The organism is Amycolatopsis sp. NPDC104819, from assembly GCF_055583145.1.
Genome location: NZ_JBVJON010000008.1, coordinates 403785 through 428975 on the forward strand (window position 1 = coordinate 403785; position 25191 = coordinate 428975).

The following is a 25191-nucleotide window of genomic DNA, read 5'->3' on the forward strand; positions in this document are numbered from 1 at the left end:
CCTTTCTGCGCCCCCTCCCCCCCCTCCCCCTCCCCCCCCCCCCCCCCCCCCCCCCCCCCCCCCCCCCCCCCCCCCCCCCGCAACGTGGTCTCGATCAGTGCCGCGATGTCGTCTTCGGACATCCCGGCGGCTTCCGCGCGCCCCAGCCAGGCCACCAGCTCGTCCCGCAGCCGGCCCTGGTGGCCCAGCGACGGGCCGGCCAGGCTGCCGGTGACGAACGTGCCCACCCCCGGCCGGCCTTCGGCCAGCCCCTCCAGCACCAGTTCGCGGTAGGCCTTGAGCACGGTGTTCGGGTTGATCGCCAGCGACTGGGCCACGTCCCGCACCTTCGGCAGCTGGTCGCCGGGGCGCAGCAGGCCGACCCGCAGCGCCTGCTTCACCTGCACGACGAGCTGCATGTACGTGGCGACCCGGGAGCGGCCGTCCAGGACGAACTCGATCACCCCACACCCTCCTATTGTCCTACGACATTAAGACAACACCCGGAAACATCGTGCTGTCAAGGCGGACCCTCCGGGCATAGGGTTCCGGACGGGACGCACACCGGCACCGGGAGGCAGGCATGTCGTTGTTGGACGGGCTGAGCAAGGCGATCACGGACGGGTCGGTCGAGATCGTCGACCTCACCGCTCCCCTGAGCTCGAGCACGCCGATCCTGCAGCTGCCGGAGCCGTTCGCCAACACCATCCCGTTCCGCCTCGAGGAGATCAGCCGCTACGACGAGCGCGGCCCGCGGTGGTACTGGAACGACATCCACACCGGCGAGCACACCGGCACCCACCTCGACGCGCCCGTGCACTGGGTGTCCGGAAAGGACGGTCACGACGTCTCGGCGGTGCCGCTGAAGACGCTGGTCGCGCCCGCGGTCGTGCTGGACTTCTCCGCGAAGGCGGCGCAGGACCCCGACTTCCTGCTCTCGATCGACGACGTCCGCGCGTGGACGGCCGAGCACGGCCCGCTGCCCGACGGCGGCTGGCTGCTCTACCGCACCGGCTGGGACGCGCGCAGCGCCGACCAGGCCGAGTTCCTCAACGCCGACGAGGCCGGCTCGCACTCCCCCGGCGTCTCCCCCGAGTGCGCGCGGTGGCTCGCCGAAGAAACCCCGATCACCGGGCTCGGGGTCGAGACCGTCGGCACCGACGCGGGCCAGGCGCCCGGCCTCGACCCGATGTTCCCGTGCCACGAGCTGCTGCTGGGCGCCGGCAAGCACGGCCTCACACAGCTGCAGAACCTGGCTTCCCTGCCGCCGACCGGCGTGCTGCTGGTCGTCTCGCCGCTGCCGATCGTCGGCGGGTCCGGCAGCCCTGCCCGCGTGCTGGCCCTGGTGGAACGGTGAACGTCGCCGAGCTGGTCGGCCGGACCCTGGCCGGCCTCGGCGCCGGCACCGCGTTCGGGGTGGTCGGCAGCGGGAACTTCGAGGTGACGAACGCGCTGCGGGCGGCAGGCGTCCGGTTCGTCGCCGCCCGCCACGAGGGCGGCGCGGCGAGCATGGCCGACGCCTACGCCCGGATGAGCGGGAAGGTCTCGCTGCTGTCGCTGCACCAGGGCTGCGGGCTCACCAACGCGGTCACCGGGATCACCGAGGCGGCCAAGAGCCGGACGCCGATGATCGTGCTGACCGCCGACTCCGCGGGCGCGTCCGTGCTGTCCAACTTCCGCATCGACCAGGACGGCCTGGCCACGGCGGTCGGCGCGGTCCCGGAGCGGGTGCACTCCGCCGCGAGCGCCGTCGCCGACACCGTGCGGGCCTTCCGGACCGCGCGGCAGCAGCGCCGGACGGTGGTGCTGAACCTGCCGCTGGACGTCCAGGCCCAGCCCGCACCGGAGTCCCCGGAACGGTTGCCGGCGGTGGTCGGACCGGCCCCGATGCGCCCCGACATCGGCGCGGCCTCGGAGCTGGCCGACCTCCTGATGGCCGCCGAACGACCGGTGTTCATCGCCGGCCGGGGCGCCCGCGGCAGCCGGGAACCGTTGCGGGAGCTGGCTTCGCGCAGCGGCGCGCTCCTGGCGACATCCGCGGTCGCGCACGGGCTCTTCCACGGCGACGAGTTCGCGCTGGGCATCTCCGGCGGGTTCGCCTCGCCGACGGCCGCCGAGCTGATCGTCGGCGCGGACCTGGTGGTCGGGTGGGGCTGCGCGCTGAACATGTGGACCACGCGGCACGGCAAGCTGCTCAGCCCGCACGCGAAGCTCGTCCAGGTCGACCTCGAGCAGAGCGCGCTCGGAGCGCACCGCCCGATCGAGCTCGGGGTGGTCGGCGACGTCGGGTGCACGGCCGAAGACGTCCTGAGCGAGCTCGGTGACCACAAGGCGGTGGGGTACCGGACCGAAGAGGTCGCCACGCGGATCGCGTCCGGCCGCTGGACCGACGTCGAGCACGAGTCGCTGTCCCGCGGCGGCCGGATCGACCCGCGGACGCTCAGCCGGCTCCTGGACGAGATGCTGCCCGCCGAGCGGATCGTGTCGATCGACTCGGGCAACTTCATGGGGTACCCGAGCGCGTACCTCTCGGTGCCCGACGAGCAGGGGTTCTGCTTCACCCAGGCGTTCCAGAGCATCGGACTGGGCCTCGGCACGGCGATCGGCGCCGCGCTCGCCCACCCGGACCGGCTGCCGGTGCTGGGCACCGGCGACGGCGGGTTCCACATGGCGGTGTCCGAACTGGACACGGCGGTCCGGCTCGGCCTGCCCTTGGTGGTGATCGTCTACAACGACGCGGCGTACGGCGCGGAGGTCCACCACTTCGGCGACGCGGACATGACCACGGTCCGCTTCCCGGACTCCGACCTCGCCGCCATCGCCCGCGGCTTCGGCTGCGACGGCGTCACGGTGCGCTCGGCGGAGGATCTTTTCGCGGTGCGCGAGTGGCTCGCGGGCCCGCGGTCGGCGCCCCTGGTGATCGACGCGAAGATCGCCGACGACGGCGGCTCCTGGTGGCTCGCGGAGGCGTTCCGGCACTGACCCGTCCTTGACAGCGGACCGAGTGCGCTGGATCCTGGCCGAATTGTCTTACAGTCGTAAGACAGTAGGTATTTGCGCTGGGGAGCCATCATGCGCTTGTTCCGTTTTGTTCTGGCCGCGCTCGCGGCGGCGGCCCTGCTGGCCGCCCCCGCCGCCGCGGGCCAGTCCCGACCGTCCGACCCGGCCGGCGCCCTGCTGGCCGCGTTCGACTCGCACAAGATCGTCGCGAAGTCCAGCCCGGACGTCGGGGCGTTCCTGTTCGACCTGATCCGCGACCCGAGGTTCCCGGGCCGCGTGAACGACATCGCCGTGGAGTGCGGCAACTCGCGCCTCCAGCCCCTGCTGGACGCCTACATCGCGGGCGCCGACGTCCCGGACGTCAGCCGGGTGTGGCGTGACACAACGCAGCCGAGCTGCGGCTTCTCGACGTTCTACGAGCAGCTCTTCGCCCTGGTCCGGCAGGTCAACACCACACTGCCGGCAGCACGCAAGATCCGCGTGCTGGCCAGCGACCCCCCGGTCGACTGGAGCCGGATCCACAGCCCGGCGGACATGGAGCCGTTCCACGACCGGGACACGACGATCGTGTCGGTGGTGAAGACGCAGGTGCTGCAGAAGAATCGACATGCGTTGATGCTGTTCGGCCTGGGCCACCTGACCCACAACGGCGGCAGCGGAGCGGTGGCACAGCTGGAGCGCGAGTACCCGGGCGCGGCTTACGTCGTCGCCGATCACTTCGGGTTCACTTCGGACAACACGCGGCTGGAGCAGCGGCTGGGCGCGTGGCCTTCGTTGGTGCAGGTGCAGGGTTCGTGGCTGAGCACCCTCGACACGAAGTACTTCCCGACAAATCGCGAGTACCCGCCGGGCACGCGTGGTTATCCGGGCGTGGATGCGTACCTATATGAAGGTCCCGCTGATCTGTTGCTGCGAGAGCCGCTGTCGGCCAGGGCGGTGTTGGACACGGATTACCTGAACGAGCTGCGCCGGCGGGCGACTGTGTTGGAGACACCGCCGGGTGGGCTCGAGTGGCCGGAAACGTTCTTCGAGCGGGAGCGCCAGTCGGGGGTTCTGCTGCGCGGCAACTGAGAACGCGTGGGTGTAGGCCCGTAGCCGGTTGGCTGCGGGCCTTTCCCGTGTTCGGTTGTCTCAGGCCGCGAACGGCAAGGGTTGGTGGAGGTTGTTGCGCCGGGGTTTTCGGCGGTTGTCGAGGAAGGCGGGTGGGAGGAATTCCGGGAGGCCGTCGGCGGCCATGCGGACTTCCCAGCCCGAGCGGTGCAGCAGCCGGTGGTGGTGGGAACACAGCAGCACCAGGTTGTTCAGGTCCGTCGGGCCGCCCTCGGCCCAGTGGCGGACGTGGTGACCCTGGCAGTGGCGAGGTGGGCGGTGACAGCCGGGGAAGGCACACCCGCGGTCGCGGAGGTAAAGAGCCCGGCGCAGCCCCGCGGAGATCAGGCGGCGGAGCCGGCCCAGGTTCAGCGGTTCGCTTTTCTCACCCAGGACCGCGGGGATGATCATGCTGTCACAGGCATGGACGCGGGCCTCGGCAGCGCTCATGGTGCCGGTGTCGCCGAGGGTGGCCTTGCCGACACCGGACTTCAGGTCGGCCAGCGACACGGCGACCATGACGTGGGCCCGTTCACCCGCCTGCATCGGCAGGTCCGGGGAGTTGAGCGCAAGGTCGATCGCATCGGAAAGGGCATCACCGTAGCGTTCCTGCGGAGAGCGGAAGTCGTCCGCGGCGCGGCGTTCGGCCAGCGAGTCGAGTAATGCGCTGGCGCGGGTACCGGTTTCGTCGTCAAGACGGCCGGAGAGTTCCCAGACGCCGGATCTCTTGCGCCGCAGCGAAAGTTCCCGACGAGGAGTGCCAGGTTCGGCATCGTCGGGTTCGGCACCATCGGGGTCCAGGTGAGCAACGATCCGCGCCCCCAAGGCACCAACCTGCTTGTACCCGGCTTCGGCGGCAAAGGCGAGCAGGTCAGATTCGGCACCATCACGATGTTCGGACGGGACCTGCGCGAGCACCTCGACAATCGTATCGATCATCGGATTGCTCAAGGAACCCGCCGAAGCAGCAACCCCGGTGGCAGGAGCAAGAGCGGCAACCGAAGTGCCATCAAGAGCCCGACCAGGATTAAGAGCCCCGAGCCCGCTTCACAACACGCTCGGCAGCAGCCCGAGGAACATCAGCAAGGTGTTCAAAAAGCCGACCAACAGACCGATACCCAAAGAGCTCCTGAACACCACGCGCCTCAATCTCCACAAGAAGCGCACCGATCTCAGCCTCAGCAGACCGAACAACGCCGAGCAAGGCCCCAACACGCTCAGCCAGGGCCCCCGCATCAGCCCGCCGCACAAAGTTCCCGTCCACACATGAAGAATATCGAAGAACGAACAAGTGTTCATCACACAACGGGGTGGCAAGAGAGCAAGCTGTCCGCACCCCAGAACACCAACCACACGAAAACCCGGAGGAGGAGATCCGTAGCGTGGGGAATCGGCGCTACCGACCACAGCAGAAAGCAACCAGAGCAAGCGCCGATTCCCCACGCCCCGGCGAAGCCGAATCTTTAAACCCGCACCGACGGGGGAAACTCACCGAGCCCAGGATTCCAGAGCAATCAGAGTCTTGGTCCCAGTAACCTGATGATGCCGCCGAATCTCATCAATAGTGGTCTGCAGATGAGCCATATCCCGAACCCGCAGCCAAACAAGAGCATCCGGATCCCCGGCAATGGTGAAAACGGCTTGAGCCTCCGGCATCCGAGTGGTAGTCCGCAGGATCTCGGCAACCTTCGTATTCCCGACAAACCGCAACTCGGTGAACGCCTCGATCCCCCACCCGAGCTTCGCGTGGTCGACCTGAACGGTGAACCCCGTGATCACCCCGGTCTCCCGCAGCCGGTCGATCCGCCTCTTGACCGCGGCGGTCGAGAGGGTGACCCGCCCGGCGATGTCGGAGAGCGTACGGCGAGCGTCCTCGCGCAGCAGGCCGAGGATCTCGTGGTCGGTCGCGTCGAGCAGCTCGTCGGTCATGCGCCCGAGCCTAACTTCGCGCAAAAATCCGAGCCAGCCGACGCGGATGCCCGCCGAAATTTGCGTGTGAGACCTTGATCCGGCGACGCCTGTTGCGCAAGGGTGACGCGCGCCGCACTGTGCCCCGAAGCACACCCGGACGAGAGGACCGCGTCGTGGAGACGTTCACGCTGGAGGACCGCTATCTGCGGGAGGCGGGGACCGTGCACCTGACCGGGGTGCAGGCCCTGGTCCGGCTGCTGTTCGACCGCGTCCGCCACGACCGCGCCCACGGCGGCGACCCCGCCGTCTTCGTCTCCGGGTACGAGGGCTCGCCGCTGGCCGGCTACGACCTCGAGCTCGGCCGCCGCGCGAAGCTGCTCGAGAAGCACGACGTCGTCCACCGGCCAGGTCTCAACGAGGAGCTGGCCGCGACGTCGGTGATGGGCAGCCAGCTGGTCGCGGGCGCCGGCGGGCGGCGCGGGGTCACCGGGTTCTGGTACGGCAAGGCGCCCGGCCTCGACCGCGCCTCCGACGCCCTCCGTCATGCGAACCTCGCCGGCACCGACCCCCGCGGCGGCGCGGTCGCGCTGGTCGGTGACGACCCGAACGCCAAGTCGTCGACGGTCCCGTGCGCGTCCGAGCTCGCCCTCGCCGACCTGGCGATCCCGATCTTCTACCCGGTCGACTCCCAGGACGTCCTCGACCTCGGGATGCACGCGGTCGAGCTGTCGCGGGCCAGCGGGCTGTGGACGTCGCTCAAGGTCGTGGCCAACGTCGCCGACGCGTCCGGCACGGCGGTCGTGAGTCCACAGTGGACCGCACCGGAGATCGCCAAGGCCTACCGGCACGCGCCGACGTCCCGGCTGCTCGGCACCAGCCTCGCCGAGCTGGAGCGCAGCCTCTTCACCGTCCGGCTGCCACTCGCGCTGGAGTACCTGCGCGCGAGCGGGGTCAACCGGATCACGCACCGGGGACCGGCCGACCGGATCGGCATCGTGTCCGCCGGCAAGTCCTACCTGGACCTGCAGCAGGCGCTGCGCGCGCTGGGCCTCGACGAGGAAGGCCTGGCGAAGCACGGCATCCGTGTGCTCAAGCTCGGCGCGATCCACCCGCTCGAACCCGGGATCGTCCGCGAGTTCGCCGACGGCCTCGACGAGATCGTCGTGGTCGAGGAGAAGCGGGCATTCATCGAAACCGCGCTCAAGGAAGTCCTCTACGGCGTTCCCGGCGCGCCCGCCATCACCGGCAAGAAGGACCGCGACGGCCGGACGCTGTTCACCGAGCTCGGCGAGCTGGACCCGGACGGCGTCGCGACCGGCCTGGCCCGCCGGCTGCCCGACGGCATCCCGTCGGTGGACGCCTTCAAGGCGCGCCGTCGCCGTGAGCGCATCTCGGTGCCGCTGCTCGCCCGGACGCCGTACTTCTGCTCCGGCTGCCCGCACAACTCGTCGACGAAGGTCCCGGAAGGCACGCTGGTCGGTGGTGGCATCGGCTGCCACACGATGGCCCTGTTCATGGAACCCGACCAGGTCGGCACCGTCCTCGGCGTGACGCAGATGGGCGGCGAGGGCACGCAGTGGATCGGGATGGCGCCGTTCGTCGAGGCCGAGCACTTCGTGCAGAACATCGGCGACGGCACGTTCACCCACTCCGGCAGCCTCGCCGTGCGCGCGGCGGTCGCCGCCGGCGTGAACATCACCTACAAGCTGCTCTACAACTCCGCCGTGGCGATGACCGGCGGCCAGGACGCCGTCGGCGGGCTGCCCGTCGAGAAGGTCGCCGAGCTGCTGCTCGTCGAAGGCGCGAAGCGGGTCGTGATCACCAGTGACGCGCCGGGCAAGCTGCGCCGCCGCAAGCTGCCCGGTGGCGTCGACGTCCGCGACCGCACGGAACTGCTGGCCACCCAAGAGGAGCTGGCCGCCGTCAAGGGCGTCACCGTGCTCATCCACGAGCAGGAGTGCGCGGCCGAGAAGCGGCGGAAACGCCGTCGGGGCAAGCAGGAGACGCCCGCGACGCGCGTCGTCATCAACGAGCGCGTCTGCGAAGGCTGCGGCGACTGCGGCACCAAGTCGAACTGCCTGTCGGTGCAGCCGGTGGCGACCGAGTTCGGCCGCAAGACCACGATCCACCAGTCGTCGTGCAACGTCGACTACTCGTGCCTCGCCGGGGACTGCCCGTCGTTCGTCACCGTGGTGCCGACCGGGAAGAAGCAGCGCCGCAAGCTCGGTGAGCTGGCCGCCGACGCCGTCCCCGCGCCGGCGATGGCGGCCACGAAGGACTTCACGGTCCGGATCACCGGGATCGGCGGCACCGGTGTGGTCACGGTGACGCAGATCCTCGCCACCGCCGCGGTGCTCGACGGGCGGCACGTCCGCACGCTCGACCAGACCGGGCTCGCGCAGAAGGGCGGCGCGGTGGTGTCCGACCTGAAGGTGACGGCGGAGCCGGTCGAGCAGGCCCCGAAGCTGGCCACCGGCGAATGCGACCTCTACCTGGCGTGCGACGCGCTGGTCGGCGCCGACCAGACGAATCTCGGGGTCGCCGACCCGGCCCGCACGACCGCCGTCGTCTCCACCACGGAGGTCCCGACCGGCCGGATGGTCGTCGACACGACGGTGTCCTTCCCGGACCCCGGCAGTGTCCTGGCCCCCCTTGAGGCCGCGGCGGCGCGCACGGTTTCGCTCGACGCGCGCGGCCTGGCCGAGACGCTCTTCGACGACGACCAGTTCGCCAACGTGCTGCAGCTCGGCGCCGCCTACCAGACCGGCGTGATCCCGCTGCCCGCCACGGTGATCGAGCGCGCGATCGAGCTCAACGGAACCGCGGTCGCCGCGAACGTCCAGGCGTTCCGCCGCGGCCGCCAGCTGGTCGCCGACCCGGACGCGCTGACGACGTCGACTGCTCTCACCGTCACGGTCGCTCAGCCGGCGGCGCGGGCGCTGGTGCACGCGGCGCCCGGGTCCGAGCTGGCGCGGGTGCTCGACATCCGGGTCCCGGACCTGGTCGCCTACCAGGACGAGGCCTACGCCCGCGCGTACGCCGAGTTCGTCGAGCGGGTGCGGGTGCTGGAGGACGGGCCGACCGAGGTCACCGAAGCGGTCGCGAAGCACCTGTACAAGCTGATGGCCTACAAGGACGAGTACGAGGTCGCCCGGCTTTCGCTCGACCCGGCGTTCGCGACCGGGCTGGCCGAGCAGTTCGGCGAGGGCACGCGGTTCGCCTACCGGCTGCACCCGCCGGTGCTGCGCGCGCTCGGGATGAAGCGCAAGATCAGCCTGGGCCCGTGGTTCCGGCCGGCGTTCCGGCTGCTGCACGCGCTGCGGCGGCTGCGCGGCACCCGGTTCGACCCGTTCGGCCGCGCCGAGGTCCGGCGGGTGGAGCGCGAGCTGGTCGAGGACTACCGCGGCACCGTGCTGGAGGCGTTCCGGGCCGCCGACGTCGACCGGGCGCGGGTGCTGGCCCTGGCCGAGCTGCCGGACCTGGTCCGCGGGTACGAAGACGTCAAGCTCGCCAACGTCGCCCGCTACCGGGAGAAGAAGGCCGAGCTGCTCACGCTCGTAAGTAGCTGAGCATCGCCTGGGCCTCGTCGGGGACGCGCAGCTTCGCGCTGACGTCCCCGGCGTGCTGCCGGGCCGCCGCGGTGCCGATGCCGAGCAGCCGGCCGATCGCCGGCACCGAATGGCCTTCGGCCAGCAGCGCCACGACCTCGCGCTCACGGGCCGTCAACGACGTCACCGGGTCACCGGGGCGGCGGCGGGCCAGCTGGACGGCGACGACGTCGCGGTCCAGCACCGTGCCGCCCGCCGCGACCCGGCGCAGGGCGTCCAGGAACTCGCCGGGCCGGCCCACGCGCTCCTTGAGCAGGTACCCCGCGCCGCCGCCGTCCGCGGCCAGGAGGTCACCCGCGTAGCCGTCTTCGACGAAGGCGGACAGCGCGAGGATCGCCAGGCCCGGGGCGCGCCGCCGGGCTTCCAGCGCCGCGCGGAGCCCTTCGTCGGTGAACGTCGGCGGCAGCCGGACGTCGACGACCGCCAGGTCCGGGGCCTCCGTCTCGACCGACGCCACCAGGTCCTCCGGGTGGTCGACGGCCGCGACGACGGCAAAACCCTCGCTGCGCAGGAGCAGCACCAGCCCCTCGCGCAACAGGGCGTCGTCCTCCGCGATCACGATCCGCACGGCGGCTGCCTCCTCGCTCCACGCCTCTCCCTGCCTGGATGCACGGATGGGCGGGTGCGTCCGGTTCAGCCGACGCCGGTGGTCCGGAAGCGGGCCCGGTAGTCGCTCGGGGTCACGCCCAGGCCGCGCGCGAAGGCGCGACGCAGCGTCTCCGTGGATCCGAAGCCCGACCGCCGCGCCACGACGTCGAGCGGGTCGGTCGTGGTCTCCAGCTGCTGCTGGGCGAACTCCAGCCGCACCCGCTCGACGAACCGCGCCGGGGTCAGGCCGAGCTCCTCGTGGAACAGGCGGGTCAGGTGCCGCGTGCTGACCCCGGCGCGGGCCGCCAGGTCGTCGAGCGTGTGCGGGGCCGACGGGTCGGCCGCGACGGCGTCGAGCACCGCCCGCAGCAGCTCGGTGCGCGGGCGGCCGGTCTCCAGCCGGACGCTGAACTGCGACTGGCCGCCCGGCCGCTGCAGGAAGACGACCAGGTGCTTGGCCACCAGCCGGGCGGTCTCGGCGCCGAGGTCCGCCTCGACCAGCGCGAGCGCCAGGTCGATGCCGGAGGTGACGCCGGCCGAGGTGATGACCGGGCCGTCCTGGACGAAGATCGCGTCGGCGTCGACGCGGACGAGCGGGAAGCGGCGGGCGAGCTGGTCGGTGAGGTCCCAGTGGGTGGTGGCGCGCCGCCCGTCGAGGACCCCGGCGGCGGCCAGGGCGAACGCGCCCGCGCACACCGAGGCTGTGCGGCTCGCGCCGTCGGCGAGCCGGCGGATCTGCGCGACCAGCTCGGTGTCGGCGATCGTGCGGACCCATTCCGGGCCGCCGGGCACCAGGACGGTCGCGCCGCGCGGGTCGGCCGTCGTGAGGTCGAGGTCGGCGCCCAGCCGGGTGCCGGTGTTGGCGCGGACGTCCGCGCCGCCGGGCGACGCCGTCCGCAGCACGTACTGCCCGCCGTGCGCGTTGGCCTCGGCGAAGACCTCCAGCGGGCCCGAGACGTCGAGCAGGCGGACGCCGTCGTAGAGGACGACGAGGACGGTCCGGGCGCGCACCTCAGCCCGTGCCGGACCAGCCGCTCAGGCGGTTGAGCAGCCGCTCCAGCACCTCGGGGTCGGCGGCGACCGGAGCGCCGGTGACCGGCTCGTCGACGAGGGTCCGGCGGTCCTGGCGCCGCGGCAGGCGCACCTGCCGCGCGTTCATCCCGCCGGGCAGCTCGAGCTCGCACCACGTGGTGCGGGCCCCGCCCACGCCCGGGGTGACGCCGACGCGCTCGCCCGGTCCGGCGACCTTCGGCTCCGGCAGCCCGGGCACGTCGTCGTCGACCTCGACGGACAGCACTTCGGCGCGGAGCCGCAGCCGGAGCGTGACGAAGGCGGGCGACCGGGGGTCGCCGGCGTCGATCACGGTCTCGACCAGCCGTTTCGCGGTCGCGGTCACCTGCTCCAGCATCGGCAGCAGGGACCAGTCGGTGAGAATCAGGCGGACGAACAGTTCCGTGACCGGCAGCGCGCTGGGCTGCGCGACCAGCCGGATATCGTCCATCTGGGAGGTGTGCGCGCTCAAGCCTGACCTTCCTCGCCCAGGTCGACTGCCGGGTCCCGCATCTTGCCACCCGGCCTCCGGCGGCACGGTACCGGCTGTGCTCGCGTTGCTACCGTCGGGGCCATGGGTGAGCTGGTGGAGGACGAGGCGCAGCGCGCCGCACGGCTGCTGGACGCGCAGGCGAAGGCCGTCGAACTGTTCGCGGCCGTCGAGGAACGCGGGATCCTGGCGCCCGGCGTCCGGGAGACCGAGGCGAGCAACGCGATCCGCGACCTGGCCGGTGACCTGCTGGGGATCCACCGCTACTGGCACAAGCGGATCGTCCGCGCGGGCGTCAACACGCTGCGGCCCTACCGCGAGAACCCGCCGGACCGGGTGCTCGCGGAGGACGACATCGTGTTCGCCGACTTCGGCCCGATCTTCGAGGACTGGGAAGCGGACTTCGGCCGGACGTTCGTGCTGGGCGACGACCCGGTCAAGCACCGCCTCTGTGCCGCGCTGGGTCCGGTCTTCGACGCCGGACGCGCGTACTTCGCCGCCCGGCCGGACATCACCGGCGCGCAGCTGTACGCGCACATGGTCGAGCTGGCGCGGGAAGCGGGCTGGGAGTTCGGCGGCGCGATCGCGGGGCACCTGGTCGGCCAGTTCCCGCACGAGACGATCGACGGCGACCGCATCGACTCCTACATCGCGCCGGGCAGCGACGGCCCGATGCGGCGGCCGGACCGCAACGGGCAGACGTCGCACTGGATCCTGGAGGTCCACCTCGTGGACCGGGACCTGGGGATCGGCGGGTTCTTCGAGCAGCTGCTGACGCTGGGCCCGAGCGCCGCGGAGTCCTGAGCGCCCCGAGGTGGCCTCGGGGCGCTCGGGCCGGGCTTCAGACCCGCGCCGGGACCCACAGCTCGTCGATGAGCTTCTCCGCGGTCGCCAGGCTGGCGTCCGCCAGCGGGATGAGCTCCGCCATCGCCGGGTTCACCGGGGCCAGCGTCAGCTCCGCCGTGATGAACCGCGGCTCCAGGCCGGTCAGCGCGACGCCGTGCGGGAGCCACTGCTCGGCGTGGTCCCAGCCCTCGCGGGGCGTTCCCTCGCCGTACCCGCCGCCGCGGGAGGCCAGCACGATGAACTCGCGGCCGCCCAGCAGGCCCGTCATGGTCTCGTGGTCGACCGAGAGCCCGGGCGCGATGAGGTGGTCGACCCACGCCTTGACGCTGCTCGGCGCGCCGTAGTTGTAGACCGGCAGGCCCAGCAGCACGGTGTCGGCCGCCTTGATCTCGGCGATCAGCTCCTGGGTCAGCGCCCACGACGCGGCCTGGGCCGGCGTGTGCTGCTCGGGCGGGATCGCGCGGGCCGGCCCGCTCGCGGCGTCGAGGTGCGGGAGCGGGTGTTCGCCCAGGTCGCGGTAGGTGACCGTGCCGCCGGAGTGCGCGGCGCGCCACGCGGCCGCGGCCCGGGCGCTGAGCCGCCGGCTCACCGAGCGCTCACCCTGGATGCTCGAGTCGATGTGGAGGAGATGCGCCATGTCGTTAGCCGCCCATAGATCGTTGGTGTTGGACAAATCATTAATAGCACATGCACCATCGATGTGCCCATATACTGGACCGATGACCTCGTTGCCGGTCGTCAACCAGCCGCCCCACCGGTGCGGCGCGCTGCTCGACCACCTCTGGCGCCGGATCCGGCTGCGCAGCGAGTCGGTGCTGGCCCCGCTCGGCCTGCGGCCGCGGCACGTGCTCGCGCTCACCGTGCTGCGCGACCGCGGCGGCAGCTCACAGCAGGACCTGGCGAAGATCCTCGAGATGGACGGCACGAACATCGTCGGGCTGCTCAACGACCTCGAAGCCGAGAACCTGGTCGAACGCCGCCGCTCCCCCGTCGACCGGCGGCGCCACGTCGTCGAGCTCACCGACGTCGGCGCGAAGCTGCTGGCCCGCGCCGAGTTCGCGCTCGCGGCGGTCGAGGATGAGGTGTTCGGCGCGCTCAGCCACGACCAGCGCGAGACGCTCTACGAACTGCTCCACCAGGCCACGAGCCTGTCCGACACCGAAGCCTGCGCGGGCGGCGTCTCGGACTGCTGAGGCTCAGCCCCCGGCGATGTCGCGGGCCAGCTGCCGGGCCTCGGGCAGCGTGAACTTCCCGGTGATCTGCGTTTCGCCGCCGGTGATGGCGGACTGGACGGCCGGTGCGGTCAGCACCCGGCTCTTGAGCACCATGGCAACCTGCGAACCGACGTTCTGCCCGGTCCACTCGGCCCAGATCTTCGCGCCCTTGGTCGTGAAGCTGAGGTTGACGACCGAACCACCCGTCTGCGGATCCACGGTGGCGTCCACCCGGCTCACGTCCGCGCCGCCGAGGAAGCTGGGCCCGAGGACGTATTTCGTGCCCAGCGTGCGGTCGCAGCTGATCAGGGGCAACGCGGGATCGTCGCAACCGTCGAGCGGGTCGGGCTTCCCCTGGGCGCAGTCGAACCCCCGCGCGGCAGCCTGCTGGACGGCGGGATCGGTGCTCTGCCGCTCGGCGGCCGGGCCCGTCGGCGGCCCGGCCGGCACCTCGGTCAGGACCGGGCGGAACCGCAGCACCGTCCCGTCCTTGACGACGAACCCGGTGGGCCAGGCGTGCCCCGCGACCGGGGACTGGCACCCGGCGACCACAACGAGGGCGGCGACGGCCGCGAGCAGTTTCCGCACGCCGCCATTCTCGCGTGCGGGCCTACCCGGCCGCCAGGACCGCTTCGAGGCCGGACGCCTGGGTCCGCCAGTCGGTCACGTTCGGCGTGGTCCCGGTCCAGCGCTGGCCGATCCGGTTCAGCGGGTCCCGGTCGCCCGTCCACAGCGCGTCCGCCTGCCGCTGCGCGAAGGCGCGGTAGGTCGCCGAGCCCGTCGCCGCGGCAAGGTCGCCGAAGTACCGCATGAAGATGCCCTTGAACTGCTTCTGGTTGTCGTCACACGAGCCCGCGCCGGTGTCGCAGGACTCGACGAGCACCCCACCCGAGGTGAGCCGGGCCATCGCCGCGTCGGCCAGCCGCCGCGCGGCGTCCAAATAGGACCCGACACCGGTGGCGCGCCAGAGTTCGACCAGGCCGCCGATGCCGAGGCCCTGGTTGTAGGTCCAGACCGTCTGACCGTTGTTCGCGCAGGACCCCGTCAGGCCGTCGTTCACCAGTCCGGACGGGTTGACCAGACCACTGTTCAGGTACCAGTCGCCCGCGGTCCTGGCCCGCTGTCCCCACACGGTGTCACCCGCGACGCGCGTGTGCAGAGACGCCGTCAGCCGCAGGTACAACCCGGCCGTAACGGCGTTCTTGTAGGTCCGCTCGCGGTCCCACCAGACCCCGCCACCGCACGTGCCGGTGTCCCAGAACCCGTTGACGTAGCCGGCGATCGTCGTCGCTTCGGTCAGGTAGCGGGCGTCGTGGGTGCGGTCGTAGACGGCGATCCAGGCCAAGCCCCACCACGCGCTGTCGTCGATCGCCCGGCTGACGAAGTGCCCGTCGATCGGGTCGGAACTGCGGGCCCCGGCGGGGAACGCGGCCCGGTTGACGTCGAAGGTGCGGGCCAGCGCGCCGTCGAAACCACCGGCGTCCGCGACGGCCGTCACCGCGACCGCCGAGTTCCACCAGCTCGAAGGCCACCACGCGGTGTACGGGTCGTAGGACCACATCAGCGCGTCGAGCGCCCCGGCGGCGCGGGTCGTGGCCGGGCGCGCCCAAGCGGTGCAGCTTCCCTGCGCGTGCGCGGCTTCCCGGCCGCACGCCCGCACGGCGCCGCCGAACAGCCGGCCGCGGGGATCGCGCGTCGCGAACGCCGTGGTGCTGCGGCCGGTCGCGCCCGCGGCGACGCCGGCGCGGCCCAGCGACGAGCCGTCCGGCCAGCTCGCGCCCGCGTCCCAGGAGCGGTCGAGCCAGATCTCGTCCCCGGCGCCGCCCGCCTCGATGCTCCCCCACGCCAGGCCACGGCCGTCGAAGTGCAGGCGGATGGTGCGCCCGAACAGGGTTGTCGGCGCCACCGGCTGGCTGTCGCCGGCGCCGGGTGCGCTGCCGTCACAGGCGGCGTCGCACACCGCCGGGTAGATCCACGCGGTGCAGCCGACCCCCTGCGCGTCACCGCAGGCCCGGACCAGGCCACGGCGGTGGTGCGCCGGATCGGTGAGGTTGTACATGAGCGTGCGCGTGCCGGTCCACGAGCCGGGGACGGTCGCCTTGCCCAGCAGGCCTTCCCAGGTGGCGCCGCCGTCCCACGAGCGGTCGAGCCAGACACCGTCGCCGGCGACGCCGTTGTCGATGCTCGCCCAGGCCATGCCGTCCGGGTCGGAGGCGTGCAGCCGCAACACCCGGTTGTTGATCACCTTGTCCGGCAAGGGAAAGCTCTCCCGCGCGGCCTTCGACGGATCGAGCGTGTCACACGAGGTGACACACACCGCCGTCGCCGCCGCGGCGGGGATCGGGGTCAGGGAACCGAGGACGAGCAGCACCACGAGCAATGTCCGCATCGACATCCCTCTCCACGCACCGGGGGTGGCTCCAGGGTAGGGAACGGCGGCGCGAACCTGAAGGAATCCGCCCGGTTCTGGCTCGTTCCGGACAGTGTTTACCCGTTCAGGCGGGATTCTGGTACATCGCCAGGATTCGCCGCAGCTGGGACAGCTGGTCTTGCGCCTCCTTCAGCTGCCGTTCGAGGTCCTCCCGCTTCCGGCGCTCGTACTCAGCGCGCGTGAAGTGCAGCTCCATGAAGTCGATGACCCGGTTGAGCTGCAGCTCGTGCTCGCGTTCCCGTGCGTGGAGCGCGCGCAGCTCCTGCTCGTACTCGACGTCGCCGGGCGAGAGGACCGCTCCCCCGGCCGTGCAGCCGGCCCGCAGCCGCGCGAAGTCGTCTTCGAGCTGACGGCACTTGATCTCTTCGCGGGCCAGCCGGGCCGCGAGGTCCTGGGAGAAGTCGTTGAGGTCGTTCTTGATGACCAAGCCGAGCTCGGACGAAGCGGTGCTCGTCTCGAGCTGGTGTTCGCGCGGCAGCCGGGCCCCGGCGAACAGGGCGGTCATCGTCGAGCGGGCCAGGGACTTCGGCTGGTTGGCCGACGACTTGGCCAGCTCGTCGTAGGTCCTCCCGGCCGGTTCGCAGTTGTCCGGGCTCGTTCCGTTCGCTGGGAATCCCGCGCCGGAGACGGTCTCCTGGAGGCATGAAGACATCAAGAACGACGACGTCCGCCGAGCTGTTCACGTTCCTGCGGTGGGTGATGAGCTCCCGGGCCCGCGCGAGCCACATGCGCAGGCTGCTGTACGTCGTGGGTGGGATCACCACCCTGATCGTCGGTGAGCTCGTCCTCGTCTTCGCCACCGCCGGGGTGTCACCCGTCGCGGCCGGAGCGGCTTCGTGCGCCGCGGCCGGCTTCGGCTACCGGGCACGCCGCAGCCGGGCGCGCCGGTGCCGTTAGGTGCCCTCCGGCGGGAAGAGGCGCGGCATGAACGCCAGCATCAGCGCCGACCAGACGACGTGGGTCAGCAGCGGCGCCTGCACCCCGCCGGACCGGCTTCGCTGCACCGCGAAAAGCGTCCCCATGGCCGCCGATGCCAGTACCAGCGCGGGATTCCGGGTCGCCGTCGTGGACAGCACGTACACCGCCGTCGAGCCGCGCGCGCCGAACGCGTCGTAGACCGCGCCGCGGAAGAAGACCTCCTCGGCCGCGCCCGTCACCAAAGTCGTCACCGCCACCGAAGGGGTCGAGCCGCGATGCGCGTGGTCGAGCACGCCGGCGATCGCCCGGCGCAGCAGCGGGATGTGCCGGGCCACCAGGGCACCGCCGTAGAACACCGCGAACGCGGCCGCGCCCGCCAGGACCGGCTGGACGACGTCGGGGCGCCCGCGCCGGATCGGGCCGGCCGCCGCCGCGCCGCTCAGCCAGGTCGCGGCGACCGACGCCGTGAGCGTGTGGAAGCGGCGCGAACCCGAGCGGCTGGCCAGTGACGCGCCGAGCAGCCCGGACCCGCCGGCCGTCACCGCGGCCAGGAACCCCTTCGTCACGCCGGCCGCCGGTTCTTCGCCCGCTCGCCCAGCGCCTGCAGCACGGCTTCGTCGTAGCCCAGTGGCTCGAACTCGACGATCCGGCGGATCGCGTCGTCGCGGACGACCACCTCGTTGGTCATCGAGTCGATCAGCGCCCGCCCGGTCGTGACGTCGATGTCGGTCACCAGCGAAAGCCAGTACGAGGACAGCTTCGGCGACAGCAGCGGCACCGGCACGATCAGCAGCGGCCGGCCCTCGATCGCCGCCACCCGCTGCAGCATGTCGCGGTAGGCCAGCACCTCGGGGCCGCCGATGTCGAACGTCCGGCCCTCGGCCTCCGGGTGGTCGAGCACGCCGGCGAGGTAGCGGACGACGTCGGCGATCGCGATCGGCTGGGTGCGGGTGCCGACCCAGCGCGGGGTGACCATCGCCGGCAGGTGCTCCACCAGCTGGCGGGTCAGCTCCCACGACGTGCCGCCGTGCCCGATCACGATCCCGGCGCGCAGCACCGTCACCGGCACGCCGGTCTCCCCCAGCAGCCGCTCGACCTCACGCCGGCTGGCCAGGTGCTCGGACAGCGAGTCGTCGTCGTCCCCGAGCCCGCCGAGGTAGACGATCCGGCGCACGCCCGCGTCGGCCGCCGCGCGGGCGAAGGCGCGGGCCGCGTCGGCGTCCCGGCGCTGGAAGTCCGCGCTGTCGAGCGAGTGCACGAGGTAGTAGGCGGCGTCGGCGCCCTTCAGTGCGTCACGCAACGACCCGACGTCGGCGACGTCGCCGCGCACGGCCTTCCCGGCGCCTTCGTACTTCGCGGGGTGCCGCGTCATCGCGAGCACCTCGTGTCCCGCGTCTTCCAGCGCCGGGCACAACCGGCTGCCGACGAACCCCGAAGCCCCGGCCACCAGTACTCGCATGCCCGCGACGTTAACCGGGGTCCCGCCGGCCCGCAGAACGCCCGGTGCCGGCGAAGCAGACCGCGGCGACCACTCCCGCGCAGCCGACGAGCTGCAGCACCCCGGGCGACTCGCCGAGCAGGCCGATCCCCAGCAGCACCGCGCCGACCGGTTGCAGCAGCATGAGCGTCGCCCCGGCGGTGGCCGACATCCGCGGCAGCGCGGCCGAGATCAGCAGCCAGCCGACCAGCTGGCCGAGGACGGCGAGCGCGGCGAGCCACCCGAACGTGGGCCACCCGGGCGCGAAGTCGAGCGTGCCGGACGGGACGCCGAGCACCACCGCGACCACGCCGGCGGAGAGCGTCGCCAGCAGCAGGGACCACGACTGTGTCCCGTGGCCGCCGCTGAGCCGGATCAGGAAGAGGTACCCGGCGTACCCGGCCCCGGCCAGCAGCGCCGCGACCGCGCCGGTGACCGGATCCGGGCCGAACGCGCCGGTCCCGGCGAACCCGCCGGCCAGGACGACCCCGCCGAGCAGCACGGGCACGGCGACCAGAAACCGCTTCGCCGGCCGTTCGGACAGGAACACGAACGCCAGCACCGGCACGATGATCACCTGCACGGCGAGCAGCACCGTCGCGATGCCGGCGCCGACCCGCGGGATCGCCTCGCCCCAGAGCACGAAGTCCAGGCCGAGGCCGACCCCGGCCAGCAGCGGGAAGAGCACCCGGCGGCGGGTCCCCGGGGCGGCCTTCCGCCGTTCCCGCGCGGCCAGCGCGACCAGCACCGGCAGCGCGAGCAGGCACCGCCAGAACGCGCTCGTGGCGCCGCTGGCGTGCGAGACCTTGATGAAGACCGACGACAGCGAGATGCAGAAGCCGCCGAGCGCGGCGAGCAGGCGCGGGTCGATGCGCTGGGTCAGCGGCAGGGCGGGCGTGGGGCGGGTCGCGGTCGTGGTCACGTCCTCCAGCGTGCGGTCTTCGACTGTCAAGGACAAGCGAATGTTTCTGCGGAGAATCCGGTAGCATTTCTACTGTGTTCGGACTGGATCGGATGCGTGCGCTGCACGCCGTCGCCACCCAGGGCTCGGTCGCCTCGGCGGCCGCGTCGTTGCACGTCACGCCGTCCGGGGTGTCCCAGCAGCTGGCGAAGCTGGAGCGGGAGGCGGGCCAGCCGCTGCTGGAGCCGCGCGGCCGCGGGGTCCGGCTGACCAAGGCGGGCCAGGTGCTCGCCGGGCACGCCGAGCGGATCCTCGCGCAGGTCGCCGAGGCGAAGGCGGACCTGGAGCTGCTGCGCGAGGACGTCATCGGGCCGCTGCGGGTCGGCGCGATCCCGACGACGGTGCACGCGCTCCTGCCGCCCGCGCTGGCCACGCTCGCCGCGCAGCACCCGCGCCTCGCGGTGACGCTAAACGAGGGTGAGGCGGAGCAGACCATGCCGCGGGTGCTGGCCGGCGACCTCGACGTCGCGGTGGTGGAGAGCTGGACCGACCGCCCGACGGTGATCCCGCCGTCGACGACGCGGATCGAGCTGTTCGCCGACGTCGCCGACCTCGTGCTGCCCGCCGGGCACCGGCTGGCCCACCGCAAGGCCGTCGAACTGTCCGAAGTGGACGATCTGCCGTGGATCGGCTGGAGCGCCGGGTCCGGGTGCCACGAATGGCTCGTGCAGGTGCTGCGGAAGCAGCGGCTGGAGCCGCGGATCACCTGCACGGTCGGCAGTTACCCGACGCAGCTGGCCCTGGTGGCGGGCAACGTCGGCGCGGCGCTGGTCCCCCGGCTGGCCCGCGAGCGGCTGCCCGACGGCGTCCGCGTCCTGACCACGCGCCCGCCCCTGACCCGCACGATCTACGCGATCTGCCGCACGGGCGAGGAAGACCACGGCGCGGTGCGCGCCTGCCTGGACGCACTGCGCGCCGCCTCGGCTCGTTACGAAGGCCCGCGCTGAGACTGCGCCGGTTCGGCAGCCCAGCTAGCCAGCAGCCGCAACGCCTCCTCCGACGGTGAGCCCGGTTCGACCGTGTGCACCCCGAGCACCTGGTCCCGGTCGCCGGTCGGGGTCAGCGCCTCGTAGCCGAGGACCAGGTCGCCCACCACCGGGTGGCGGTAGTGCTTGGTGCCGTGGGTGCGCTGGTAGACGTCGTGCTCGGCCCACCAGCCGCGGAAGTCCTGGTCCCGCACCGAAAGCTCGCCGACCAGCGCGGCCAGCGCCGGGTCGTGCGGGTTGCGGCCCGCGTACAGGTGCAGGGTCGCCACCACGCTGCGGGCGGCCGACGCCCAGTCCGCGTACAGGTCGCGGGCGAGGGGGTCCAGGAAGACGAACCGGGCCATGTTCCGCTCCCGCGGCGGGAGCGCGTCGAAGTCCCGGTAGAGCGCCTTGGCCAGCGGGTTGCTGCCCAGGACGTCCAGCCGGCGCCCGGTGACGATCGCCGGGACGTCGGACAGGGTCTCCAGCACGCGCAGCAGCCCGGGCCGGATCCGCTGCGGCGGCAGGGGCCGCGGGCGGCGGCTCGGCTTGGCCACCGCGAACAGGTGGCGCCGCTCGGTCTCGTCGAGCCGCAGCGCCCGGGCGATCGCGTCCAGCACCGACTCCGAGACGTTCAGGTTCCGCCCGCGCTCGAGCCGGACGTAGTAGTCGACGCTCACCCCGGCCAGCCGCGCGACCTCCTCGCGCCGCAGGCCCGGGACGCGCCGGACCCCGGGTTCCGGGGCGAGCCCGGCGTCTTCGGGGGTGACCCGGGCCCGCCTCGCCCGCAGGAAGTCCCGCAGTTCGGAGTTGCCCTCGCTCATGTCCCCAGCCTAGGTCGGCGGCCGGGCTCGTGCGGGGGTCTGCTGGACCCCCGGTAGCAGCGGGCCTCCTTCGCGACCATCAACCGGCCGTGTCCGGCGGTTACCTGGGAGCAGACCAGTTCCCGAGACGAGGAAGAACCGAGATGGAACGCGAAATCCTGGGCGGCACCGGCATGTCCGTGAGCCGCTTCGCCTTCGGCGCCATGATGCTGGGCGCGCTGGGCAACACCGACCGCGCCGAGTCGGTGCGGATGATCCACGCGGCGCTCGACGCCGGGATCAACTTCGTCGACACCGCCGACGTCTACTCCCACGGCGAGTCCGAAGAGATCGTGGGCGAGGCCCTCAAGGGCCGCCGCGACGACGTGGTGCTCGCCACGAAGTTCTCCATGCCGATGGGCCCCGACGCCAACCAGGCCGGCGGCTCGCCGCGGTGGGTCAAGCGCGCCGTGGAAGCCAGCCTGCGCCGGCTCGGCACCGACCACCTCGACCTCTACCAGATGCACCGGCCGGACCACGCCACCGACATCGACGAGACGCTCGGCGCGCTGTCGGAGCTCGTCCGGGCGGGCAAGGTGCGCGCGATCGGGTCGTCGACGTTCCCGGCCGAGCTGATGGTCGAGGCGCAGTGGGCCGCCCGGCGGGCTGGGCACCACCGCTTCCGCACCGAGCAGCCGCGGTACTCGATCCTGACCCGGATCATCGAGAACGACGTCCTGCCGACGGCCCAGCGCCACGGCATGGGCGTGCTGACCTACGGCCCGCTCTCCAGCGGCTGGCTGACCGGCCGTGACCCGGCGCAAAGCCACCGCGCCGGGCTCATGCCCGAGGTGTTCGATCTGGCGATCCCGGAGAACCGGGCGCGGGTGGACGCCGTCGACCGGCTGGGGAAGCTCGCCGGCGAGGCCGGGATGCCGCTGACGCACCTGGCGGTGCGGTTCGTGCTGAGCCACCCGGCCGTGACGTCGGTGCTGATCGGCCCGCGCACGCCCGAGCAGCTCGACGACCTGCTGACCGCGGCGGGACCGCTGCCCGGTGACGTGCTGGACCGCATCGACGAGATCGTCCCGCCCGGCACCGAGGTCAACCGGCACGACAACTACCGGGCGGCGGCCCCGGCGATCGAGGACCCGCGGCTGCGGCGGCGCTGAGGCCCGGTGCTGGCGTGCCCGCGCGGCCACGCGCATGCTGGAGCCGTGATCAGCACTTCGGATGTCGAACGGGCGGCCGCGCGCATTCACGGCCGGGTCCGCCGCACGCCGGTCCTCGCGGGGGACGACGGCCTGTGGTTCAAGCTCGAGCAGCTCCAGCACACCGGGTCGTTCAAGGCCCGCGGCGCCTTCAACCGGATCCTCGCCGCGGGTGAGCTCGCGGCGGCCGGCGTGGTGGCGGCGTCCGGCGGGAACGCCGGGCTCGCCGTCGCCCACGCCGCGCGGGAGTTCGGGGTGGCCGCGCGGGTCTACGTCCCGGAGACGGCCCCCGCGGTGAAGGTCGCGAAGCTGCGGAAGCTGGGCGCGGCCGTCGAGCTGGTCGGCGACAAGTACGCGGACGCCTACGACGCGGCCGTGAAGCACGCGGCGGACTCCGGTGCGCTCTTCTGCCACGCCTACGACCAGCCCGAGATCTGCGCCGGGCAGGGCACCGTCGGGCTGGAGCTGCTGGAGCAGGTCGAGGGGCTCGACACGATCCTGGTCGCGGTCGGCGGCGGCGGGCTGCTGGCCGGCATCACCGCCGCGGTCGAGGGCCGGGCGCGGGTGGTCGGCGTCGAACCGCGCACGGCGCCGACGCTGAACGCGGCGCTGGCCGCCGGGGCGCCGGTCTCGGTCGAGGTGTCCGGCGTCGCCGCCGACTCCCTCGGCGCGACCCGCCTCGGTGACATCGCCTTCGCCGTCGCCACCCGCGCGAACGTGGGCTCGGTGCTCGTGGACGACACCACGATCCTCGACGCCCGGGCCGCGTTGTGGGACCAGTACCGCCTGGCCGTCGAGCCCGGCGGGGCGACGGCGTTCGCCGCGCTACTCGCCGGCGCCTACCGCCCGGCGCCCGGCGAGCGCGTCGCCGTCCTGCTCTGCGGGGCCAACACCGACCCCGCGACGCTCACTTCCCCGACAGCCGTGCCACCAGCGGCGCGAACTCTTCGATGAACGCGGAGTTGACGCTGACGTAGGAGACGCCCAGCTCTTCGCGACGCCGTTCGAGCTCCTCGGCCATGTCGTCGAGGCTGCCGCGGATCATGGTCAGCGAGTCGTGCTCGATGAGCGTTTCCGCGTCGACGCCGATGAACCCGCGGATCCACGGCGGCACCTGCTCGCCGACAACGAAGAGGTTGAGCGCCAGCTCGAGGTCGCGGTCGCCGGCCGCGGCGCGGATCTCCTCGACGTACCCGGCCATCTCCTCGCGGGTGGTCAGCACCCCGCCGGCGAGGGTGACGATGTCCGCTTTCGCCCCGGCGAGCCGACGCGCCTTCGGGCCGCCGGCGGCGACCATCACCGGCGTGTGCGCGTCGCCGTCGAGGCGCCGCACGTGGTCGATCGTCTCGGAGATCGAGTCGAGGCGCTCCTGGCCCGAGCCGTAGGGCAGGCCGAGCTCTTCGGCCTGCTGGCGCATCGTCGGCAGCCCGGTGCCGAGGCCGAGCTCGAACCGGCCGCCGGTCACCACATTGAGGCTGTGCGACTCCCACGCCGCGGCGCGGGCCGTGCGCAGCGGGCTGGCCAGCACGAACGAGCCGACGCGCAGCTCGGTCGTCACCGCGGCGGCGGCCGCGAGCGCGGCGGTCGGGGTGGGCAGGTTCAGGTTGTCCGGGCAGAGCAGGGTCGAGTACCCGAGCTCTTCGGCGCGCTTCGCGGTCGCGAGCCATTTCGCGCCGCCTTCGGTCGCGGCCGCGACCACACCGAACCGGAACGCCTTCTGCGGCATCGGAACACCCCCGTGGTTGTCAGGTACCCCGATCCAACCACCGGTGCGCCCGGCCGTGCCACCACGGCCGGGCGCGCCGGAGCGTCAGCCGCGCTGGTACTCCTCCCACGTCACCTTCGTGACCGCGGGGCCGTCGTCGGCGCCGCCGCCGGCGAGGCCGTTCTTGCCCAGGTAGTAGTCGCCCGTTTGGTGCTGCGCGCCCGAGGAAAGGTCCGGGTCGGAGATCGCCTCGGCGTGGACGTGGTAGGCGAACCCCTGCGCCGGCGTGCGGTACCAGGCCGCGAAGCCGACCTGGCGCAGCGCCTTGATGAAGTTCGTCCGGGTCGTCGACGACATGCCGGACACCGAGATGTCCATCGCGCCGCCGCCGTCGTGCGTCCCGGCCGAAGCGTCGACACCACCCGGGTTGTACGAACCCTGCGTCAGGCCGACCGTGGTGCCGGAAAGCCGTTCGGCCTCCAGCAGCATCGCCTTGGTGCGGGTGTTGATCGTGACCCCGCGGTAGGAGACGCGGCTGCCCGCCGAAACCGGTGAGGTCACCGTGTACCGGCCGTCGCCCAGCTTCTCCAGCGACGTCTTGCCCGGCAGGCCGGAGGCGTCGATCCCGGTGTAGCCCAACGACTTCTGGTACTGCGAGTACGCCGTGATCGTCGTGGTGCCGAAGTACCCGTCGACGTACTTGCTCTCGAGCAGGCCCTTCGCCTGCAGCGCCTGCTCGACGAGCAGGACGCTGTCGTGCGCGCCCGGCGTCTGGGTGTCGTCGGCGCGGCGCGGGTCGATCTGGGCCGCCTTCAGCACGGCCTCCATGTTCGCCGCGGGCAGCGCCGTCGTGACCGCGGGCGCGGCCTGAGCCGGTGCGGCCACGGCGAACGCCGCTCCGATCATCGCCGTCAGGACGGCGGCCTTCGTGAACATCCCTGTCCT

24 protein-coding genes and 2 pseudogenes are annotated in these 25191 nt (G+C 72.4%); 10 read left to right on the forward strand and 16 right to left on the reverse strand.

Annotation, left to right across the window (positions count from 1 at the left end; translation table 11 throughout):
* Window positions 1-74: 74 nt before the first annotated feature.
* Window positions 75-443, reverse strand: a pseudogene (locus ACZ63E_RS27025) (GntR family transcriptional regulator); the annotation flags it as partial.
* Between the two features lie 119 nt (window positions 444-562).
* On the opposite strand from ACZ63E_RS27025, the gene ACZ63E_RS27030 reads away from it, so the two are divergent.
* The 3 genes from ACZ63E_RS27030 to ACZ63E_RS27040 all read left to right on the forward strand — a co-directional run bounded on the left by ACZ63E_RS27030 (window position 563) and on the right by ACZ63E_RS27040 (window position 4050).
* Window positions 563-1336 carry a cyclase family protein gene (locus ACZ63E_RS27030; RefSeq protein ID WP_465338899.1) on the forward strand — a complete coding sequence of 258 codons (774 nt, stop codon included), beginning with the start codon at window positions 563-565 and terminating at the stop codon, window positions 1334-1336.
* Window positions 1333-2961 carry a thiamine pyrophosphate-binding protein gene (locus ACZ63E_RS27035; protein WP_465338900.1) on the forward strand — a complete coding sequence of 543 codons (1629 nt, stop codon included), beginning with the start codon at window positions 1333-1335 and terminating at the stop codon, window positions 2959-2961. Before ACZ63E_RS27030 ends, ACZ63E_RS27035 begins: the two co-directional genes overlap by 4 nt.
* A gap of 90 nt (window positions 2962-3051) precedes the next feature.
* Complete coding sequence (locus tag ACZ63E_RS27040; RefSeq protein WP_465338901.1) at window positions 3052-4050, forward strand: hypothetical protein; 999 nt, start codon at window positions 3052-3054, stop codon at window positions 4048-4050.
* A gap of 60 nt (window positions 4051-4110) precedes the next feature.
* Here ACZ63E_RS27040 and ACZ63E_RS27045 read toward each other — a convergent pair.
* Window positions 4111-5332, reverse strand: a pseudogene (locus ACZ63E_RS27045) (HNH endonuclease signature motif containing protein).
* 224 nt (window positions 5333-5556) lie between these two features.
* On the reverse strand, window positions 5557-5997 hold the full coding sequence (locus ACZ63E_RS27050; RefSeq protein ID WP_465313633.1) for an Lrp/AsnC family transcriptional regulator: 441 nt from the start codon (window positions 5995-5997) through the stop codon (window positions 5557-5559).
* A 155-nt stretch (window positions 5998-6152) separates the two neighbouring features.
* Between ACZ63E_RS27050 and ACZ63E_RS27055 the strand changes: the two genes are divergently transcribed.
* Window positions 6153-9548, forward strand: coding sequence for an indolepyruvate ferredoxin oxidoreductase family protein (locus tag ACZ63E_RS27055; protein ID WP_465338902.1), 3396 nt, complete (start codon window positions 6153-6155; stop codon window positions 9546-9548).
* On the opposite strand, the gene ACZ63E_RS27060 is transcribed toward ACZ63E_RS27055, so the two are convergent.
* From ACZ63E_RS27060 to ACZ63E_RS27070, 3 genes are all read right to left on the reverse strand, one after another.
* Window positions 9529-10155 (reverse strand): response regulator, encoded by a 627-nt coding sequence (locus ACZ63E_RS27060; RefSeq protein ID WP_465338904.1) that lies wholly within the window; start codon window positions 10153-10155, stop codon window positions 9529-9531. The genes ACZ63E_RS27055 and ACZ63E_RS27060 overlap by 20 nt on opposite strands.
* 65 nt (window positions 10156-10220) lie before the next feature.
* Window positions 10221-11186: a GlxA family transcriptional regulator gene (locus tag ACZ63E_RS27065; RefSeq protein ID WP_465338905.1), complete on the reverse strand. Its 966-nt coding sequence runs from the start codon at window positions 11184-11186 to the stop codon at window positions 10221-10223.
* A 1-nt stretch (window position 11187) separates the two neighbouring features.
* Window positions 11188-11697 (reverse strand): ATP-binding protein, encoded by a 510-nt coding sequence (locus tag ACZ63E_RS27070; RefSeq protein WP_465338906.1) that lies wholly within the window; start codon window positions 11695-11697, stop codon window positions 11188-11190.
* 102 nt (window positions 11698-11799) lie between these two features.
* Between ACZ63E_RS27070 and ACZ63E_RS27075 the strand changes: the two genes are divergently transcribed.
* Window positions 11800-12519 carry a M24 family metallopeptidase gene (locus ACZ63E_RS27075; RefSeq protein WP_465338907.1) on the forward strand — a complete coding sequence of 240 codons (720 nt, stop codon included), beginning with the start codon at window positions 11800-11802 and terminating at the stop codon, window positions 12517-12519.
* Between the two features lie 37 nt (window positions 12520-12556).
* Here ACZ63E_RS27075 and ACZ63E_RS27080 read toward each other — a convergent pair whose 3' ends face one another.
* Window positions 12557-13198: an FMN-dependent NADH-azoreductase gene (locus tag ACZ63E_RS27080; protein WP_465338908.1), complete on the reverse strand. Its 642-nt coding sequence runs from the start codon at window positions 13196-13198 to the stop codon at window positions 12557-12559.
* 82 nt (window positions 13199-13280) lie between these two features.
* Here ACZ63E_RS27080 and ACZ63E_RS27085 point away from each other — a divergent pair, with 82 nt between their 5' ends.
* Complete coding sequence (locus ACZ63E_RS27085; protein ID WP_465338909.1) at window positions 13281-13754, forward strand: MarR family winged helix-turn-helix transcriptional regulator; 474 nt, start codon at window positions 13281-13283, stop codon at window positions 13752-13754.
* 3 nt (window positions 13755-13757) lie between these two features.
* Here the strand turns inward: ACZ63E_RS27085 and ACZ63E_RS27090 are convergent, their stop codons facing one another.
* The 3 genes from ACZ63E_RS27090 to ACZ63E_RS27100 form a co-directional block, all read right to left on the reverse strand.
* A complete protein-coding gene (locus tag ACZ63E_RS27090; protein WP_465338910.1) occupies window positions 13758-14363 on the reverse strand; it encodes a SecDF P1 head subdomain-containing protein in 606 nt (201 codons plus the stop codon).
* Window positions 14364-14385: 22 nt separating this feature from the next.
* Entirely contained in the window at window positions 14386-16164 is a 1779-nt protein-coding gene (locus ACZ63E_RS27095; RefSeq protein ID WP_465338911.1) for a glycoside hydrolase family 76 protein, read from the reverse strand.
* Window positions 16165-16270: 106 nt separating this feature from the next.
* Window positions 16271-16858: a hypothetical protein gene (locus ACZ63E_RS27100; protein WP_465338912.1), complete on the reverse strand. Its 588-nt coding sequence runs from the start codon at window positions 16856-16858 to the stop codon at window positions 16271-16273.
* Between ACZ63E_RS27100 and ACZ63E_RS27105 the strand changes: the two genes are divergently transcribed.
* On the forward strand, window positions 16849-17103 hold the full coding sequence (locus ACZ63E_RS27105) for a hypothetical protein (RefSeq protein ID WP_465338913.1): 255 nt from the start codon (window positions 16849-16851) through the stop codon (window positions 17101-17103). The genes ACZ63E_RS27100 and ACZ63E_RS27105 overlap by 10 nt on opposite strands.
* Here the strand turns inward: ACZ63E_RS27105 and ACZ63E_RS27110 are convergent.
* Genes ACZ63E_RS27110 through ACZ63E_RS27120 form a run of 3 tightly spaced genes read right to left on the reverse strand, consistent with a single transcriptional unit; the run spans window position 17100 to window position 19523 of the window.
* On the reverse strand, window positions 17100-17690 hold the full coding sequence (locus ACZ63E_RS27110) for a lysostaphin resistance A-like protein (protein ID WP_465338914.1): 591 nt from the start codon (window positions 17688-17690) through the stop codon (window positions 17100-17102). The two genes, ACZ63E_RS27105 and ACZ63E_RS27110, sit on opposite strands and share 4 nt — an antisense overlap.
* Window positions 17687-18583: an NAD(P)H-binding protein gene (locus ACZ63E_RS27115; RefSeq protein WP_465338915.1), complete on the reverse strand. Its 897-nt coding sequence runs from the start codon at window positions 18581-18583 to the stop codon at window positions 17687-17689. Before ACZ63E_RS27115 ends, ACZ63E_RS27110 begins: the two co-directional genes overlap by 4 nt.
* Before the next feature lie 10 nt (window positions 18584-18593).
* Window positions 18594-19523 (reverse strand): DMT family transporter, encoded by a 930-nt coding sequence (locus ACZ63E_RS27120; RefSeq protein WP_465313620.1) that lies wholly within the window; start codon window positions 19521-19523, stop codon window positions 18594-18596.
* A gap of 74 nt (window positions 19524-19597) precedes the next feature.
* Between ACZ63E_RS27120 and ACZ63E_RS27125 the strand changes: the two genes are divergently transcribed.
* Window positions 19598-20509 (forward strand): LysR substrate-binding domain-containing protein, encoded by a 912-nt coding sequence (locus ACZ63E_RS27125; RefSeq protein ID WP_465338916.1) that lies wholly within the window; start codon window positions 19598-19600, stop codon window positions 20507-20509.
* On the opposite strand, the gene ACZ63E_RS27130 is transcribed toward ACZ63E_RS27125, so the two are convergent.
* Window positions 20491-21351: a helix-turn-helix transcriptional regulator gene (locus ACZ63E_RS27130; RefSeq protein ID WP_465338917.1), complete on the reverse strand. Its 861-nt coding sequence runs from the start codon at window positions 21349-21351 to the stop codon at window positions 20491-20493. The two genes, ACZ63E_RS27125 and ACZ63E_RS27130, sit on opposite strands and share 19 nt — an antisense overlap.
* A gap of 143 nt (window positions 21352-21494) precedes the next feature.
* Between ACZ63E_RS27130 and ACZ63E_RS27135 the strand changes: the two genes are divergently transcribed.
* Together ACZ63E_RS27135 and ACZ63E_RS27140 are read left to right on the forward strand one after the other, a co-directional pair.
* A complete protein-coding gene (locus ACZ63E_RS27135; protein ID WP_465338918.1) occupies window positions 21495-22502 on the forward strand; it encodes an aldo/keto reductase in 1008 nt (335 codons plus the stop codon).
* A gap of 45 nt (window positions 22503-22547) precedes the next feature.
* Window positions 22548-23495 (forward strand): threonine/serine dehydratase, encoded by a 948-nt coding sequence (locus ACZ63E_RS27140; protein WP_465338919.1) that lies wholly within the window; start codon window positions 22548-22550, stop codon window positions 23493-23495.
* On the opposite strand, the gene ACZ63E_RS27145 is transcribed toward ACZ63E_RS27140, so the two are convergent.
* Both ACZ63E_RS27145 and ACZ63E_RS27150 read right to left on the reverse strand, forming a co-directional pair.
* Window positions 23449-24267: an LLM class flavin-dependent oxidoreductase gene (locus ACZ63E_RS27145; protein WP_465338920.1), complete on the reverse strand. Its 819-nt coding sequence runs from the start codon at window positions 24265-24267 to the stop codon at window positions 23449-23451. The two genes, ACZ63E_RS27140 and ACZ63E_RS27145, sit on opposite strands and share 47 nt — an antisense overlap.
* An 84-nt stretch (window positions 24268-24351) precedes the next feature.
* Window positions 24352-25182: a peptidoglycan-binding protein gene (locus tag ACZ63E_RS27150; protein WP_465338921.1), complete on the reverse strand. Its 831-nt coding sequence runs from the start codon at window positions 25180-25182 to the stop codon at window positions 24352-24354.
* Window positions 25183-25191: the final 9 nt, after the last annotated feature.

What these genes read in the sequence shown, in the direction of transcription:
- ACZ63E_RS27145 (WP_465338920.1), bottom strand. Translation starts at nt 24,267, where the DNA reads ATGCCGCAGAAGGCGTTCCGGTTCGGTGTGGTCGCGGCCGCGACCGAA.
- ACZ63E_RS27040 (WP_465338901.1), top strand. Translation starts at nt 3,052, where the DNA reads ATGCGCTTGTTCCGTTTTGTTCTGGCCGCGCTCGCGGCGGCGGCCCTG.
- ACZ63E_RS27130 (WP_465338917.1), bottom strand. Translation starts at nt 21,351, where the DNA reads ATGAGCGAGGGCAACTCCGAACTGCGGGACTTCCTGCGGGCGAGGCGG.
- ACZ63E_RS27075 (WP_465338907.1), top strand. Translation starts at nt 11,800, where the DNA reads ATGGGTGAGCTGGTGGAGGACGAGGCGCAGCGCGCCGCACGGCTGCTG.
- ACZ63E_RS27100 (WP_465338912.1), bottom strand. Translation starts at nt 16,858, where the DNA reads ATGTCTTCATGCCTCCAGGAGACCGTCTCCGGCGCGGGATTCCCAGCG.
- ACZ63E_RS27050 (WP_465313633.1), bottom strand. Translation starts at nt 5,997, where the DNA reads ATGACCGACGAGCTGCTCGACGCGACCGACCACGAGATCCTCGGCCTG.
- ACZ63E_RS27085 (WP_465338909.1), top strand. Translation starts at nt 13,281, where the DNA reads ATGACCTCGTTGCCGGTCGTCAACCAGCCGCCCCACCGGTGCGGCGCG.
- ACZ63E_RS27135 (WP_465338918.1), top strand. Translation starts at nt 21,495, where the DNA reads ATGGAACGCGAAATCCTGGGCGGCACCGGCATGTCCGTGAGCCGCTTC.
- ACZ63E_RS27150 (WP_465338921.1), bottom strand. Translation starts at nt 25,182, where the DNA reads ATGTTCACGAAGGCCGCCGTCCTGACGGCGATGATCGGAGCGGCGTTC.
- ACZ63E_RS27080 (WP_465338908.1), bottom strand. Translation starts at nt 13,198, where the DNA reads ATGGCGCATCTCCTCCACATCGACTCGAGCATCCAGGGTGAGCGCTCG.
- ACZ63E_RS27105 (WP_465338913.1), top strand. Translation starts at nt 16,849, where the DNA reads ATGAAGACATCAAGAACGACGACGTCCGCCGAGCTGTTCACGTTCCTG.
- ACZ63E_RS27095 (WP_465338911.1), bottom strand. Translation starts at nt 16,164, where the DNA reads ATGCGGACATTGCTCGTGGTGCTGCTCGTCCTCGGTTCCCTGACCCCG.
- ACZ63E_RS27115 (WP_465338915.1), bottom strand. Translation starts at nt 18,583, where the DNA reads ATGCGAGTACTGGTGGCCGGGGCTTCGGGGTTCGTCGGCAGCCGGTTG.
- ACZ63E_RS27030 (WP_465338899.1), top strand. Translation starts at nt 563, where the DNA reads ATGTCGTTGTTGGACGGGCTGAGCAAGGCGATCACGGACGGGTCGGTC.